This window comes from Peristeroidobacter soli (assembly GCF_004138485.1).
Lineage (GTDB): Bacteria > Pseudomonadota > Gammaproteobacteria > Steroidobacterales > Steroidobacteraceae > Steroidobacter > Steroidobacter soli.
In genome coordinates this window covers 109,190-124,535 of record NZ_RYEV01000005.1, presented here as the reverse complement: position 1 = coordinate 124,535, position 15,346 = coordinate 109,190, and the positions used below count along the sequence as shown (strand labels likewise).

At 63.1% G+C, this 15,346-nt stretch carries 9 protein-coding genes; 5 read left to right on the top strand and 4 right to left on the bottom strand.

Annotation, left to right across the window (positions count from 1 at the left end):
- Positions 1-206: 206 nt before the first annotated feature.
- Positions 207-1,121, bottom strand: a complete 915-nt coding sequence (locus EKO19_RS22030) for an adenylate/guanylate cyclase domain-containing protein (protein WP_175597155.1) — start codon at positions 1,119-1,121, stop codon at positions 207-209.
- Positions 1,122-1,293: 172 nt separating this feature from the next.
- Here EKO19_RS22030 and EKO19_RS22025 point away from each other — a divergent pair, with 172 nt between their 5' ends.
- Positions 1,294-2,739: a M20/M25/M40 family metallo-hydrolase gene (locus tag EKO19_RS22025; RefSeq protein ID WP_157995391.1), complete on the top strand. Its 1,446-nt coding sequence runs from the start codon at positions 1,294-1,296 to the stop codon at positions 2,737-2,739.
- 127 nt (positions 2,740-2,866) lie between these two features.
- Here EKO19_RS22025 and EKO19_RS22020 read toward each other — a convergent pair whose 3' ends face one another.
- Complete coding sequence (locus EKO19_RS22020; RefSeq protein ID WP_129778654.1) at positions 2,867-4,582, bottom strand: CocE/NonD family hydrolase; 1,716 nt, start codon at positions 4,580-4,582, stop codon at positions 2,867-2,869.
- A gap of 126 nt (positions 4,583-4,708) precedes the next feature.
- Between EKO19_RS22020 and EKO19_RS22015 the strand changes: the two genes are divergently transcribed.
- The 4 genes from EKO19_RS22015 to EKO19_RS22000 all read left to right on the top strand — a co-directional run bounded on the left by EKO19_RS22015 (position 4,709) and on the right by EKO19_RS22000 (position 10,855).
- On the top strand, positions 4,709-5,215 hold the full coding sequence (locus EKO19_RS22015) for an RNA polymerase sigma factor (protein ID WP_129778653.1): 507 nt from the start codon (positions 4,709-4,711) through the stop codon (positions 5,213-5,215).
- Between the two features lie 14 nt (positions 5,216-5,229).
- Positions 5,230-6,315, top strand: coding sequence for a FecR family protein (locus tag EKO19_RS22010; protein WP_175597154.1), 1,086 nt, complete (start codon positions 5,230-5,232; stop codon positions 6,313-6,315).
- A gap of 33 nt (positions 6,316-6,348) precedes the next feature.
- Positions 6,349-9,516 carry a TonB-dependent receptor gene (locus tag EKO19_RS22005; protein ID WP_129778651.1) on the top strand — a complete coding sequence of 1,056 codons (3,168 nt, stop codon included), beginning with the start codon at positions 6,349-6,351 and terminating at the stop codon, positions 9,514-9,516.
- A 64-nt stretch (positions 9,517-9,580) separates the two neighbouring features.
- On the top strand, positions 9,581-10,855 hold the full coding sequence (locus EKO19_RS22000; RefSeq protein ID WP_129778650.1) for an amidohydrolase family protein: 1,275 nt from the start codon (positions 9,581-9,583) through the stop codon (positions 10,853-10,855).
- A 28-nt stretch (positions 10,856-10,883) separates the two neighbouring features.
- On the opposite strand, the gene EKO19_RS21995 is transcribed toward EKO19_RS22000, so the two are convergent.
- Positions 10,884-13,124, bottom strand: a complete 2,241-nt coding sequence (locus EKO19_RS21995; protein ID WP_129778649.1) for a serine hydrolase — start codon at positions 13,122-13,124, stop codon at positions 10,884-10,886.
- A 10-nt stretch (positions 13,125-13,134) separates the two neighbouring features.
- Positions 13,135-15,252, bottom strand: coding sequence for a S9 family peptidase (locus tag EKO19_RS21990; protein WP_129778648.1), 2,118 nt, complete (start codon positions 15,250-15,252; stop codon positions 13,135-13,137).
- Positions 15,253-15,346 lie beyond the last annotated feature (94 nt).

The window sequence follows — 15,346 nt, the reverse complement described above, 5'->3', positions numbered from 1 at the left end:
GAGCATCACTCCGTACCGGCGCGAGACTTGAACGACCTGAGCGTCACTCCGTACCGGCGCGACGCTTGAACGACCTGAGCATCACTCCGTACCGGCGCGAGACTTGAACGACCTGAGCGTCACTCCGTACGGCGCGACACTTGAACGACCTGAGCACCACTCCGTACCGGCGCGACGCTTGAAAAAGAAAGACGGCGGCGGCGTTATTAGTCTTCGCAGACGTAGCGAACAGTCAGCGACGAATTGTTCTCCGGCACCCGGCCGAAGCCAATCAATCCCTCGCCCTTCAGCTGCATCGAATCCCGGCGCACGAAGGCCTCTTCTCCTTCTCTCGTAGTCACGAACGTACCATTGGTACTCTGATCGACCAGCTGAAATTTATTGCGGACCAGCTCGATCTTCGCGTGCAGGCGTGAGATCAGATTGCCCTTGACCACGATGTCGTTCTCTTCCGCGCGACCGATCGCGATGTTTGCACGGTTCTCGTCGACGACGATTTCCTGCCCCTGGAACCGCAACCGCAAGCGCCGCGCCCGTTGCTTGTCGCGGCTCGACGCCGTGGCGCCGAGCGCGATCGCCGGCAGCATGCTGGTGGCATCTTCCTTCTGCCACAGCACCTCGAACAATTCGTCTTCGCTGGTCTTGCCCTTGAGCGTGGCCACGTCGATCTGACGCACGGCCGACTGCCACTCGGGCGCGAGGCGCTCGACCATGGCGCTGGTGACCATGATCTGCCCGGCCTTGGCCTGGCTGGTCATGCGATTCGCGGTATGCACGGCGGCGCCGAAGATGTCGCGGTTCTCGAGCACCACCGGGCCGAAGTGACCGCCGATGCGGATCGCGATGGGCTGGCCTTCGACCTTCAGCTCGGCATGGATGCGGATATCGTGCTGCATGCGGCTGCCGGCGTTGATGGCGTCGTTCGCAGTGGGGAACGTGGCCATGATCTCGTCGCCGATGGTCTTGATGACGGTGCCGTGGTTCTGCTCGGTGGCGGCCCGCATGATTTCCACGCAGGTTAAAACCATGTCACGCGCGCGCAGGTCGCCCATGACTTCGTAGATTCGCGTGCTGCCGACCACATCGGCAAACAGGATGGCTAGTTCGATGTCCTTTCCCATGACCCCTTGGCGCTCATCGTCAACTCCCGCCTCGTTGCCGCCCCATTGGTATCCTTGCTGTTCCGCTTGAGGTTCCCGGCCTGTACCCGAACGGCCGGGCACGGGCGGCAGTATATACGACAACGCTACATAACCCTGCTGGATCCACAATTTAGGAGTTTGGATGCTCGACATGGCTCCCCGACCCGCCAGGATTCTGGCGCTCTTCGCGGTCCTGGCCGTTCAGCTGGCGGCACTCCCCGTGCGGGCCCAGAACGTACCGGTGACCGACTGGACCGATGCTGACCTGGCAACGGCCGCGGCCCTGCGCGACCGGGCCCTCAAAGGAACCTCGGCTTACGACCACGTCAGCTCGCTGGTCACCGAAGTCGGTCCGCGCCTCGCCGGCTCCCCCGGCGACGAAGCGGCTGTGCGCTGGGCGATGAACCGGCTCGGCAAATTGGGCTTCACCGGCGTGCGCACCCAGGACGTGCTCGTGCCCCGCTGGGTCCGGGGTACCACGGAAGTCACGATGCTCGGACCGGCGGCACAGACATTGGTCGCCGCCACCTTGGGCGGCAGCATCGGCACTGGGGAAGAAGGCATCGAAGCGCAGGTCGTCGAAGTCGGCTCGCTGGAGGCACTCAACGCGATGCAAGCCGGCGACATCAAGAACAAGATCGTCTTCATCAACCAGCGCATGGAACGAACCAAAGACGGTTCCTCCTATGGCACAACCGTGAAGAATCGGGTGCTGGGCGCGAGCGCGGCCGGCAATCTCGGCGCCGTCGCGTTGGTGATTCGATCGATCGGCACCTCCGATGAACGGTTCGCTCACACCGGTCGCATGGTGTACGACATGAGCGCCCCTCGCATCCCGGCCTTCTCGTTGTCGAATCCGGATGCCGACGCCTTGTCGCGTCAGTTGAAAACAAACAAACAGACGCGGCTGCGAGTGAAGTCCACGGCGCGCGAAATGCCGCCCGCCTGGTCGGCCAACGTGATCGGCGAGATTCCCGGCACCGATCGCGCCGGTGAGATCGTGCTGCTGGCCGCGCATCTGGACTCGTGGGATCTGGGCCAAGGCGCATTGGACGATGGCGCGGGCGTCGCCATCGTCGTCGAAGCAGCGCGTTTGATCTCACGCCTGGACCGCAAACCGTCGCGCACGATTCGCGTGGTGTTGTTTGCCAACGAGGAGTTCGGGCTGTCAGGCGCGAGGGAATATGCGCGCTTGATTGGCGATGAGCAGGCGAAGCACGTGCTGGCGATGGAAGCCGACACCGGCATCGGCCCGGTGATTCGGCTCGAGACTCAAGTCGCGCCCGAATCGCTCGGCGCCGTCGAAAAGATGCGTGCAGTGATGCAACCATTGCCCGTGCCTGTCGAAGGCGGCATCAACACCGCATCGGGTGGCGCCGACATTGGCCCGCTCCGCGCGCTCGGCGTGCCCGTGCTGGATCCGGTGCTCGATGCCAGCCTGTACTTCGACGTGCACCACACGATGAACGACACGCTCGCCAAGGTCGACGCCAAGATGCTCGACCAAAGCGTCGCGGCTTACGCGGTCGCCGCCTACCTGGCGGCAAGCAAACAAGGAGACTTCGGCCGGCTCGCGCCGGTGCCGTTCGATCGTTGATTCCCTGCGGAGCGGTGGGCCAGTCAGCCGGCCCACCGCTCCACGCTCGTTCCTAACCGATTGCATTTCGAGCGCCCACATTCGAGGCGCATGTTCCACCGATTGAATCGTCGCGAAGGTGGGGGCGTTACTCCACCCACAGCTCCACATTCGAGGGCCGCTTGCGATCGTGATAGATCGTCTGCTTCGCTGGCCGCGACTCAGTGTCGGTCGCCACGGGGTTGCCCGTGTTCGAGTTCGGATAGATGTAAGGCACCGCGCCACTGAGCACCTCGATACGAATCCGATGACCGGGCACGAACGTGTGCGCGATGTCGAACAGCTCGATGCGATATTCCTGCGGCGCTGACGACTCCAGCAACTGCTCGCGCTCATACCCCTTGCGATAGCGAGCCCGCAACACACCCGCCGGCGTCGCGCCCACTTTGACCGCCCGGCCATCGGGCCACACATCGATCAGTCGCGCCACGAAATCGGTATCGCGAGCATCGGTGGCCGCGAACAAATTCATGAACACCGGCCCGGTCGCGGTCACCGGCCTGGTCAGCACTTCGCTGGAATACGTCAGCACGTCGGGCCGCTTCTCGATGTGCTGATAGTCGATCGCGTAGTGATAACCATCGACGAACGCAGGCGTCGGATTCAGCGGATCGAACACGTAACTGTCCGGCGTCTCATTGCCGGGCTTGTGCCATTGCAGAGTGCGACCGCTCAGATACAGCCGCTGCAACTTGCTCTTGGAATGCGGGATGCCATCGAGATCGCGCCACTGATTGGTGCCCGTGTCGTAGATCCGCGTGCGTGGGAAATTGAACGTCGGCGCGGTGCCCTTCAGACAATGATCGAAGAACTTCAGATGCAGCTCGCGAAAGTCGACGATGGATGACTCCGGGAAATTCAACTCGCCCACCTTTCTCACCCCACCCGTCGTGGTGTGACGATGGGTCCACGGCCCCGCGATCAGATACTGACGATCCTTCGCGGGCGAATGCTCCGCCATGCCGCGCCAATAAAACATGCTGCCGGGAATCGCCGAGTCGAACCAACCCGTGATGTGCAGCACCGGCAGATCGATGCGCGCGAAATCCGCCGGCGTGAGATAGATCCGTTTCCAGTAATCGTCCATGGTGGAGTGCTGCATGAAGTCGCGATACATGGGCATGTGCCGGCCATAGGCATCGTCCATCGTCAGCAGCGGCCGATGCGCATCGATGCGATCCATGTCGAGCTTGGCGGCATCGCTGTCGAACTGCGCCACCTTCGCCGCGGTCCGATTCAGCCAATGCAAGGCCCAGTCCATGCGGAACGCTCCGCCAACATACGGCAGCTCATCGAATGGCCGGCCCACGGCCGACGTCGACACCATGCACTTGAGCTGCGGAGGGCGTCTGGCCGCCGTCAGCCACTGAACCGCGCCGAGATACGACGGCCCCATGGTCGCCACCTTGCCGTTCGACCAGGGCTGACGGGCCAGCCAGGCGATGCTGTCGTAGCCGTCGTCGCCTTCCACGAACAGATACCCGAACTTGCCGTCGGAATCGCCACGGCCGCGCGTGTCCTGAACCGCCAGCACATAGCCATGCTTGCTGAAGAGCTCGCCGAGCTCGGGCGCCATCAGCCATTCCGTCTCGGTCTTCAAATACGGGGTTCGCATCAGGATCACCGGGTACTTTCCCTGCTTGGCCGGCATCCACAAGTCGGTCGACAATTCCACCCCGTCACGCATCGGAATGCGCACGTCGAACTGAGGACGCATCCAATCGGCGGCCGCATGTACCTGCGCGGACAGGCCCAACAGCGCACATCCGGCCAGCACCACAGTCAGCATGCATCGTCGAATCATCGCGTCCCCCGGCAGCGAAAAAAGCGCGCGCAGGCTTTCACGGCGTGGCGGCCCGCGTAAACAAATTTATTTGGGGACCGAAATCGCGCCTGCCCCCGTCATGGTTCACGGGGGGCTGGGGCTTACATGACATCTTCAGAGTGGTCCAGGCAGATCGCCGCCTGGGCCGACGAATGGCATGGCGACCTGATCAAGTTTCTGGCGCGGCGGATGGCGACACCGGCCGACGCGCAGGATCTTGCACAAGAGGTCTACTTGCGGCTGGCACGCGTCGATCGACTCGATCTGGTGCGCCGGCCGCGCAGCTATTTGCTACGCATCGCCGCCAACCTGCTGCATGAGTGGCGCTTCAAGGCGCGGCAGGTCCGTCCGCATCACTCCGAGGAAGTCGACAAGCTGACCTCGTCGGACGATCCCGAGCGGCACGTGCTTGCATCGATGCGCTCGCAACGGATCGGCGTCGAGCTGGCGCGTCTGCCCGCCCCGGTCCGTGCGGCACTGGTGCTGCAAATTCGCGATGGGCTGAGCTACGAAGAGATCGCGAAGGAAATGGCCGTGACACCGAGGATGGTGAAACGTTATCTGCTCACGGCCTACGCCACCCTGCGCGCAACGCTGCCGCAGGACATGTGACAGGAGCATTGCCGGTGAGATTCAAGCGAAAGGACGGATCCCAGGATACGGGCGTCGCGGAGGCCGCCGCCGAGTGGTTTGTCGACCTGCAGGCGAGCCATGTGTCGCCCGAGCGCCAGGCCGAATTCGCCGACTGGCTGCGCCGTTCGCCGGTGCACGTCGAGGAGTTCTTGCGCCTCGCCGGTCTGTACGGCGACTTGAAACGTTCCCCCGAGTTCAACGCGGTGGATGTGGCAGCGTTGATCGAAGAAGCCGCGAGCGCCACGCAGTCACCGAATGTCGTGCCGCTGTACGGTCAGTCGGTCGATGCGATCGAAACGATTGAAGAGCCGCGCACGAGCCGGCGACCGTGGTTGATCGCGGCGGCGGCCTCGGCGGCGCTCGCCATCATCGCCTACCCTATCGTTTCCAAACTTTCCGGCTCGCAACGCTATCGAACCGAAACGGGCGAACAACGCTCGTTGGTACTCAAGGACGGTTCACACATCCAGCTCAACGTGCGCTCCGAGCTGTCGACTCGCATCGACGACAAGCTGCGTGAAATCCAGCTGGACGATGGCGAAGCGCTGTTTGAAGTCGCGAAGGACACGTCGCGAGTGTTCCGTGTGCGGACTCCGCAAGCCGTCATCGAAGCGCTCGGCACGCAGTTCAACGTCCGTGTGAAGAATGGCGAAACAACTGTCGCGCTGCTCGAAGGCAGTGTCGCCGTCCATCGCTCCAACGATTCCGCACCTGTCATGCTGACGCCCGGACAGGCGCTGACGCTGTCAGCGGCAACGAAAGTTGCAACGCGGCCCCACGAGGCGAACCTCGACACCGTGACCGCCTGGACCAAACGTCGCCTGGTTTTCGAAGACACGCCGTTGACCGACGTCGTCGCCGAGTTCAACCGTTACAGCCCGCAGCCGATCCTGATCGCCGATCCGCAGCTGGCGCACGTCTGCATCACAGCGACCTTCGATTCCGACAGCATCCGCACTTTCACCGATTCGTTGTCCGCCGCCGGCAATCTGCAAACGATCCGTCAGTCCGACGGCTCGCTACTGATCCAGTTGACCGAAGGCCGCGGGGACCAAATCAGCAGCTCGACCTGTCATTAGCCCCCGGAACGATTTCAAAAACGGGGAGACGGAATGAGAACACGAGCTTCGAGCTTCGCCGCAATGTCCGCACGCGCCGCGGTCGCGATCGTGATCGCACAGAGCGCGCACGCGGAGGACGCGGCACGACACGCCATCAACATCGATTCACAACCGGTCGGCGCAGCGCTTCAGCAACTGGCGGCGCAGACCAATCTGCAGATTCTGGTTTTCTCACAGGACGCACAGAACAAACAGGCGCCGGCCGTGCACGGCACGCTGACGGCGGATGAAGCGCTCGTTCAACTGCTGCGCGATACCGGCCTCACCTATGAAAAGGTCGATGCGAAAACCATCGCGGTCAAACCTGTTTCCAACGCGACCACTCAGCCGGGCGTCACCGGTCGTGACTCGTTGCAAGCCGACCAAGCCGAAGTCGCCGAGATCGTAGTGACCGGCTCGCGCATTCGGCACGCCGGCAGCGAGGCGATCAGTCCGGTGGTCGGCATCTCCGCCGATGAAATTCAGCTGCAAGGCGCGACGCGCATCGAAGATGTGCTGAACTCCCTGCCCGCCATCAGCCCGAGCCAGAACGGCCACGTCAACGGTCTGGGCAACGGCACCGCGACCGTGGACCTGCGACAGCTCGGCCCGTCACGCACCCTGGTGCTGATCGACGGCAAGCGTCTGCTGCCCGGCGATCCGGTGACCCCGGCGCCCGATTTGAACAACGTTCCCACCGCACTGGTCGAGCGCATCGATGTGCTGACCGGCGGCGCGTCCGCGGTCTATGGTTCCGACGCCGTGGCCGGTGTCGTCAACTTCATCCTGAAGCGCGATTTCGAAGGCATCGCCTTCGACACCTCGATCGGCGTCTACAATCACAAGAACGACAGCTCCATCCAGAATCTGGTGCGCGCTCGTGGCGACTCGCCCGCCACCGGCAGCGCTTATGACGGCTGGACCAAGGACTTCAACATCACCTTCGGCGCCAACACCGCCGACGGTCGCGGCAACGTCACGGCGTATCTCGGCTATAGAAATATCGATGGCGTGAGCTGGGACAAGCGCGACTTCAGCTCCTGCGTCGTGCAATCCAATGCCGCCGGTCACTACTGCGGTGGCTCGGCAGGCACGGCGCCGGCACTGTTGATTCCCGTCGATGGACGGTTCCTGACCATCGACTCCGGCAGCGGGCTGCTCCGTCCGTATACCGACGGCGATTCCTATAACTTCGCCGATTCGAACGTCCTGCAGCGTGAGGACTCGCGCTACGTGGCCGGCGCACTCATGCACTACCAGTTGCACCCGAGCGTCGATCTGTATTCCGATATCACTTACATGCGGAATCAGTCGTTGCGCCAGCAGGCACCCGACGGCGTCTACGGAACCTACGACATCAGCTGCGACAGCCCTCTGTTGAGCGCCGATCAGGTCAACGTGCTGTGTACTCAGCAGGGATTCGGAGCTAACGACGCTGCCCCGGTCACCGTGTATCGTCGCAACGTCGAGGGCGGCTTGCGTCCGTTCGACATTCAGCATGAATCGTTCCGCGCCGTCATCGGTGCGCGAGGCGAGTTCGCGACCGCTTGGAACTACGATGTGTACGCTCAATACGGTCGCACGAAGTACGACCTGGAACTGGGCAACATGCTGGCGCAGTCACGCATCGCCCGCGCCATCGACAGCGTTCCCGATCCGCTCACAGGTGAAGCTGTCTGCGCCTCGACGCTCAGCGGCGCCGACCCGAGTTGCGTCGTTTACAACCCGTTCGCCATCGGTGGCGTGACGCCAGAAGCGCTCGAATACATGTCGTTGACCGCGCTGCAGACGGGCTCGACCACCGAGCGCATCATCGCAGCGTCCATCTCAGGCAATCTCGGCGAGTACGGCGTGCAATTGCCCTGGACCGATCAAGGCGTGTCCATCGCGTTCGGCCCCGAATATCGTCGTGAAGCACTGGTGCACAGCCCGGACGATGCCTTCCGCCGCGGCGAAATCGAAGGCACTGTCGTCAGTGGCACTTCGGGCTCCATCGACATCAAGGAATATTTCGGCGAGCTGCGCATCCCGCTGGTGTCCGATCATTTCCTGATGCATTCGGTCGCACTGGAAACCGGCTATCGCAAGTCGGACTACAGCACCGCCGGTGAAGCCGAAGCCTATAAATTTGCTGGCGAGTGGGCACCGACGCGCACGCTGCGTTTCCGTGGCGGTTACAACCGCGCAGTGAGAGCGCCCACGCTGGTCGAACTGTTCACAGCGCAGACGCGCACGTTGACACCGACGCAAGATCCCTGCGCTGGTGCCACACCGACTGCGTCGCTTGCCAACTGCGCCTACTCGGGCGTGACGGCGGCACAGTACGGCACGATCGCTCCCAATCCGAGCGGCCAGTACAGCTTCGTCTCCGGCGGCAATCCCAACCTGCGGCCCGAGATCGCGGACACGACGACCGTCGGCTTGGTGTTCACACCGAACGAATGGCTCGAGGGTCTCAACATCACGCTCGATTATTTCGACATCGAAGTGGAAGGCTATGTGAGCTCGGTGCCCGGCGCGTTGTCGCTCAGCCAGTGCGTGGCCACCGGCAATCCCGTGTACTGCAATCTGGTGCAGCGTGATCCGACATCCGGCTCGCTGTGGATCGGCAACCGAGGCGTGATCGACGGCCGTCTGACCAACGCCGGCTCGCTGCGCACGTCCGGCCTGGACGTGAACGTGGGTTACACGCGTCCCATCGCGATGGGCAGCATCGGACTCGCGTTATCCGGCACCAAGCTGGACAAGCGCGAGATCGAAGCCCTGCCCGATGTTCGCAGCTACGACTGCGCCGAAACCTTCGGCACCACATGCGGCCAGCCCTCGCCGAACTGGCGACACAAGCTGCGCGCGACCTGGTACACGCCGATGGACATCGATGTGTCGTTGAGCTGGCGTTACATCGGCTCGGTGAAGTCGGACCGCACGCTGCCGGAAATCGGTGGCGTGATTCCGCCGGTCGATGCGTCGATCAGCGCCCAGAACTATTTCGATCTGGCGGCCAACTGGCGCATGCGCGACAAGGTGAACGTGAGTCTGTCGATCAACAACGTCCTGGATCGCACGCCCCCCATCATCGGCGCCAATTACATCCTCTCGTACTCCAACGGCGGCACCTATCCGGGCCTGTACGACCTGCTCGGTCGCTACATCTCGCTGGGATTGCGCGCCAGCCTGTAACGATCTGCTCGCAGTCAGACCGGGCCGGCGCTGCACGCCGGCCCGCTTTTTTGGAGTCTCCCGAGTGAATCAGCTCCGAGTCGCCCTCGCCTCGCTCCTGCTCGCCACCTCCGCGTCGGCGGAAACGATCGCCGTCAAGGTCGGTCATCTCGTCGACCCCGCCAACGGCACGGTCATGGACAACCGCATCGTGCTCATCGACGGCAAGAAGATCGTCGATGTTGTGGAACGCATGCCCTCACCCGCGCCGGCGACAGTCATCGACCTGTCGACCAGCTGGGTATCGCCGGGCCTGATGGATCTGCATACGCATTTGAGCTACGACTACAGCGGCACGCTGTGCGCGAACTACGTGGAGCACGGCAACGGCTATCGCGCGCTCATGGGAATGCGACGAGCTGAAGATATGCTGGCCGCCGGCTTCACGACCGTTCGGGACCTGGGCAACGCCGGCAATTACGTCGATACCGACTTGCGCAAGGCCATCGAGGCCGGTTTATTCGTCGGCCCGACCATCGTCAACGCGGGCAAGATCATCGCGCCCTTTGGCGCCCAACAGGACAGCGCGCCCGTCGAAGTCGGACCGTGCTGGCATTACGAATACATCGATGCCGACGGTGTCGATGAGGTTCGCAAAGCGGTGCGCACGAATATCTTCTATGGCGCACGCGTCATCAAACTCGTCTCCGACCCACGAGGCCAGACGCACGGCATCTACACCGAAGAGGAAATCCGCGTCGCTGCTGAGGAGACCCATCGCGTTGGCTTGACGCTCGCGGTTCATGCCAAGGAAGATCTCACCGCTATCCCTGCCATCCTCGGCGGCGCCGACAGCATCGAGCATGGCTACACTGTCTCGGATGCCACGCTCAAACTCATGAAACAACGCGGCGTGTATCTGGTCAGCACCGACCGGCCGATCAGTCATGTGCCGCTACTGAATCTGCCCAACCCTGCCGCCGCCGAAGCCAGCGCACGCGCCAAGGTGGAACGCCTGCGACGCGCTTATAAAATCGGCGTGCCGCTCGCCTTCGGCACCGACGTCACCGAGGATCTCGGCGGCCGGGATCGTGGCCGCATGACATTGGATTTCATCCAGGGCTGGATCGATGCCGGCATTCCCTCCGACTACATCGTCAAAGCGATGACGACCAACGCCGCGCGAGTGATGAAGCTGGAAGCCGAGCGCGGCTCGATTGCGAAAGGACAATACGCGGATTTGATTGCGACGGCGGCCAACCCGCTGGCGGATGCCCGCGCGTTGGCCGCTGTCACGTTCGTGATGAAAGATGGTAAGCCAGTGCCTCGCAGGACTCTCTCAGCCGCGCTATTCGAGTAGCGCGGCCCGGTAGAATGACGGCACGGCTTCAGTTGGCGCTGCCGATCTCGTTGAAATCGACGTTCATGACGGGATAGTTCCGCCATTCGCCATAGTCGAAGTGCCACCACTCGTTGACGTAGACATCGAAGCCTTCGGCTTCCATCGCGTTCTTGAGCAGGTCACGGCGCCAGCGCTGCAACGAGGTGCCGCCCACATACAACGGTGACGAGCGCGCCGACGGTTCGTCATAGCGTCCCGCCATCTCGACAGTCTGGCCGGTCGCAAGATCGAACATGCTGATGTCCGCCGCGCAACCCCGATTGTGTCGCGAGCCCTGCGACGGATCGGCGACGAACGGCCGGCTCTCCGGCGGTACGGCGTCCCAGAACATTCGGGTCGCGTACCACGGCCGATAGCCATCGATCAGCACGATGCCAAATCCTTGCTCGGCGAGCTTGCGATGCGCACGAATCAATCCATCCGCCGCCGGACGCTGCATGAAAAAGCGCGGCGAGTTGTAGAACGGCGCGCCCATGAAGTTCTCGGTCGTCGCGTAACGCACATCGAGCTTGGTGCTCGGCTCGAGCTTGTTGACCTCGACCAGGTCGGGCTTGCGCAGCTTTGCGGGCTGCGTCGGCGGCGTCATCTTGCGTGCATTCGCCACGAGCGCGGCGATGAATGGCGCGTTCGCGCGGCTACGAATTTCCGTCTCGGCGCCGAGATCGCGACGAGGCATCACGACGCCACTCAGGTTCGCCGCCGCGCCCAGACCTCGTTCGTCGCGCATGAAGCGCAACTCTTCATTCGCATACAAACCCGCAGCCGGGAATCGATAAGCATCCTTCCCTGCCCGCTCGAGCTTGTAGTGCTGAGACCACTCGGCTCGCGCATAAACCTCGCCGTCGCGTTCGTAGATGCGCAGGATGTTGTGCGGCCAGCCGTATTCGCCGACGAGCCCCGCGAGATCCGCAGCCGGCTCAGACGGTCGTTCCCAATTCGTGCGCTGATAGGTCGCTCCGCGGAAGGTCACGGAGCGCGCTTTCGAGTCGACCTGCAGCTCGTCGCCAGATACGGCGAGGTCGTCAACAACGAGACGACTGCCACGCTGACGTAACTCGGCCGCCACGCCTGGCGCTTCGACGAACAGTCGCTGATCGACGATACGAATGTCCAGGCTGTGGGCACCATCGCTGTAATGACCTTGCAGGCGATGCGCCGTGTCGACGGTGACCTTGTTGCTCGACTCCGACGTCGGCCGACGCTGCTTCGATTTCGCAGCGATGACCTGTCGCGCCGTGAAGTCGCGCACGCGTTTGAGCACCGGCTGCGCGCTGTCGATCGCCATCAACGTGATGACCGCGAAACCGTCGGCTGGGAAGACCGACAAATCCGCGGTGTAGCCGTAGGTCGCGCCGCTCAGCGAAACCAGATCGTGACGATCCAGCGTGCTTCGCTCGCCACTCAGGGCAGTCGCTTCACGACCGAGCAAATCCTGCGTGAACCGGGCGAGATCTTTGGTGCTGGACTGCGCGCCCATCGAGGCGGCAACGCCCGAATCGAACACGGCCGGCGCGAATCGCTCGCCGTCGAATGGAGCCATCGTGGCGACGGCCAGCGCATTCTTATCCGCTCGCACCGAGGTCTGCGTCATGGAGCGCGGCGCGAGCACCGTTTCAGCCAGCAACTGATCGAACGGTTTGCCACCCGCCACTTCGGCCACATGAGCGAGCACGGCGTAGCCCGCATCGGAATATTTGACCGCCGCCCCCGGCTGCGACACGAGCGCCGTCGCGTTCAAGCTCGTGACCGTCTCCGCAAGCGTCGCGCTTTCGAGGTCCGCGTGATGGCCTTTCGGCGGCATGCGAACCAGCCCACTGCGATGTTCGAGCAGGTGTCGAACCGTGATCTCGCCGCCGAACGTATTGCGCGGCTGAAATGAAGGCAGATAGCGAGTCACGGGCGCGTCGAGATCCAGCTTGCCGCCGGCCGCCAGCGATCGCACCAACTCGACCGTGAGCGCCTGAGTCAGTCCGCCGATGCGATAGACGGTGCTCGCATCGACGGCCTGCTTACCCTCGGCGTCCGGGTGACCGACGCCACCCGACCACACCAACCCGTCACGCGTAACGATACCGACCGCGATCGAAGGGATATTGCGAGCAGCGCGCTCCTGCTCGGCGGCCACCAGAGCCGCCTCGCCCGCCCGCTGCCACCCCCCATCGATGTTGGTGGACGCCGTCGCAATGGCCGGCATCAATGCCGCAGCCAGGACCACGGATCGCCACATAGTCTTCCCCTCACTCTTGTGCTGGCTTCCCCAGGAAGCGTTCGAGGAATTCTACCGTGGCCGCGTTCGCCTTCAGCACATTCTCATGACGCTGCAGGCTGTGCGTCTCATCGACCAGGATCAGTGTCTCCTGATGCACGCCCGTGTCTCGCAATCGACGCCACAGATCCACCGTGTGCGTCACCCTGACATTGCGATCGTCGTCGCCCGTGATGAACAGCACCGGCGACTTCCAGCCGGCGAGCGCCGAGATCGGCGACGAAGCCCAGCCCGCCTCCAGCGCCTGCTCGGCATCGGCCGGCATCTGATAGCTCTTGCGCGTCAGCAGGTCTTTCAGGCCGTACTGGAGAATCCAGTCGTGCACGCCATGGATGTCCACGCCGGCTTTGAACAACGCCGAGTCATGCGCCAGCCCCATCGCGGTGAGATAGCCACCATAGGAGCCGCCGTAGATTCCCACCCGGTTCGGGTCCACATTGGACAGCGATTGCAGGTACTGACCCGCAGCCTTCACGTCCTGATATTCGGACGCGCCGCGCTGCCCGGCCTTCGCGGGGAAATGGAAGTCGAAGCCGTAACCCGGGCCCAGCCGATAGTTCACCGCCAGCACCACGAAACCCTGCTGCGCCAGGTATTGATTGATGGAGTAATCGTTCGAGTAGTAACCCATCATGTGCCAGCCGAGCACCATCTGCCGCTGCGGGCCACCGTGCAGATAAACGATTGCCGGCCGCTTGCCCTTGACCTTCTTCGGTACGAACAACTGACCGTGCACCGTCACGCCGTCCGCCGACTGGAACGTCACGCGCTTCGGCGTCACCAGTTCATCCATCGGAAACTTCGCCGGCACCAGCTCCGGCGCAATCAGCTTCGGCTTGCCATCCTTCGCCAGCGTGGCCGGCACCGGCGGACGCGTGGCCGTGCCACTGAGGAACAACAAACGATCGTCGCCGGTGAGCACCGGCGCCCATTCCAAGCCGGCACCCGACGTGAGCGGCGTGACCTTGGCACGATCGACCGGCGTCTGGAACAGATGACGACGCTCGATATCGTCCTTGTCGCTGCCCGTGTTGGCCGCGAACACCAGACGTTTGCGATCGGGGCTGAGCGTCGCGTCCTCGACCATGTAGTTGCCCGGTGTGAGCAACTCCGGCGTCCCGCCCTTGGTCGCCACCGAATACAAATGTTGCCAACCATCGGCATATGAATTGAACACCAGCCTGTCGCCGGCTGCCCATTCCAGGAATCCCTGGAACATGGTCTCGCGCAACGTCGTACCGCTGTTCCAAACCGCCCGCGCCGTTCCCGTCTGCGCATCGCCGATCCAGATCGACCACGGCCGCGCCTCGAACTCCAGCGCCAGCGGCGGCACGCCCCCGTCGCCCAAGCGACGAATGAAGGCGATCTGCTTGCCGTCCGGCGACCAGGTCGGAGTGCCGTCGCGATAGACGTCGGCTGCGATCCAGCGAATCGGAGTGTTCTCGTCGGAGTAGATGCCGATGTACGTGGTGGCGTCGCGCGACGATGTAAACGCCAGTCGCGTGCCATCCGGCGACCACTGCAGAGATCCGGTTCGGCCGCGGGCCGTAAACAGTTTCTTCGCCTCGGCGCTGCCATCGGAAGGAACGATCCACGCGGCGTCATCTTTGATATACGCAACCTTGCGGCCGTCAGGTGAGACCGCCGGATAGTCGCCTTCCGCGAGGCGCACGGGTTGACCGCCCGACACCGCGACGCTCCACACCTCCACCTTCGTACCGGCGGGATGCGACAACACGTTCACCGGCAACCCTTTGTCCCAGTTCGCGCCGTGTTCTCCGCCTCTTACGTAGACGATCCGCGAACCATCATCCGTCAACAACAAACTGCTGATTTCTTGTCCGTCGTCGACTGCGTAGCTGGTGAGCTGGCGCGCCGCGAAGTCCGCCCCGTTCGCCACCCAGATGTTGTTCCGGCCGTGATCGTTGACGAGCCAGGCCACTTGCGAGCCTTGTCTGGCCGCGATCAGCGACTCGGGGAACGCATAACTGCGCACCTGCTCGATGGTGAAGCTCCACGCTTGAGCGAGGGGCAACAAGGTGCAGATCAGCGCGAGCGTGAGCCCGCGCGCGTAACGAGTGAACGTCATGTCTAGCCTTGGATGAGTGAGACGCAAGCGCGAACTTACCGCGCCTGCCGGCGTCATGCACTATCCGTGGAAGGCGTGCATTTTGCTTTTAGGT

What these genes read in the sequence shown, in the direction of transcription:
- EKO19_RS22030 (WP_175597155.1), bottom strand. Translation starts at nt 1,121, where the DNA reads ATGGGAAAGGACATCGAACTAGCCATCCTGTTTGCCGATGTGGTCGGC.
- EKO19_RS22025 (WP_157995391.1), top strand. Translation starts at nt 1,294, where the DNA reads ATGGCTCCCCGACCCGCCAGGATTCTGGCGCTCTTCGCGGTCCTGGCC.
- EKO19_RS22020 (WP_129778654.1), bottom strand. Translation starts at nt 4,582, where the DNA reads ATGATTCGACGATGCATGCTGACTGTGGTGCTGGCCGGATGTGCGCTG.
- EKO19_RS22015 (WP_129778653.1), top strand. Translation starts at nt 4,709, where the DNA reads ATGACATCTTCAGAGTGGTCCAGGCAGATCGCCGCCTGGGCCGACGAA.
- EKO19_RS22005 (WP_129778651.1), top strand. Translation starts at nt 6,349, where the DNA reads ATGAGAACACGAGCTTCGAGCTTCGCCGCAATGTCCGCACGCGCCGCG.
- EKO19_RS21995 (WP_129778649.1), bottom strand. Translation starts at nt 13,124, where the DNA reads ATGTGGCGATCCGTGGTCCTGGCTGCGGCATTGATGCCGGCCATTGCG.
- EKO19_RS21990 (WP_129778648.1), bottom strand. Translation starts at nt 15,252, where the DNA reads ATGACGTTCACTCGTTACGCGCGCGGGCTCACGCTCGCGCTGATCTGC.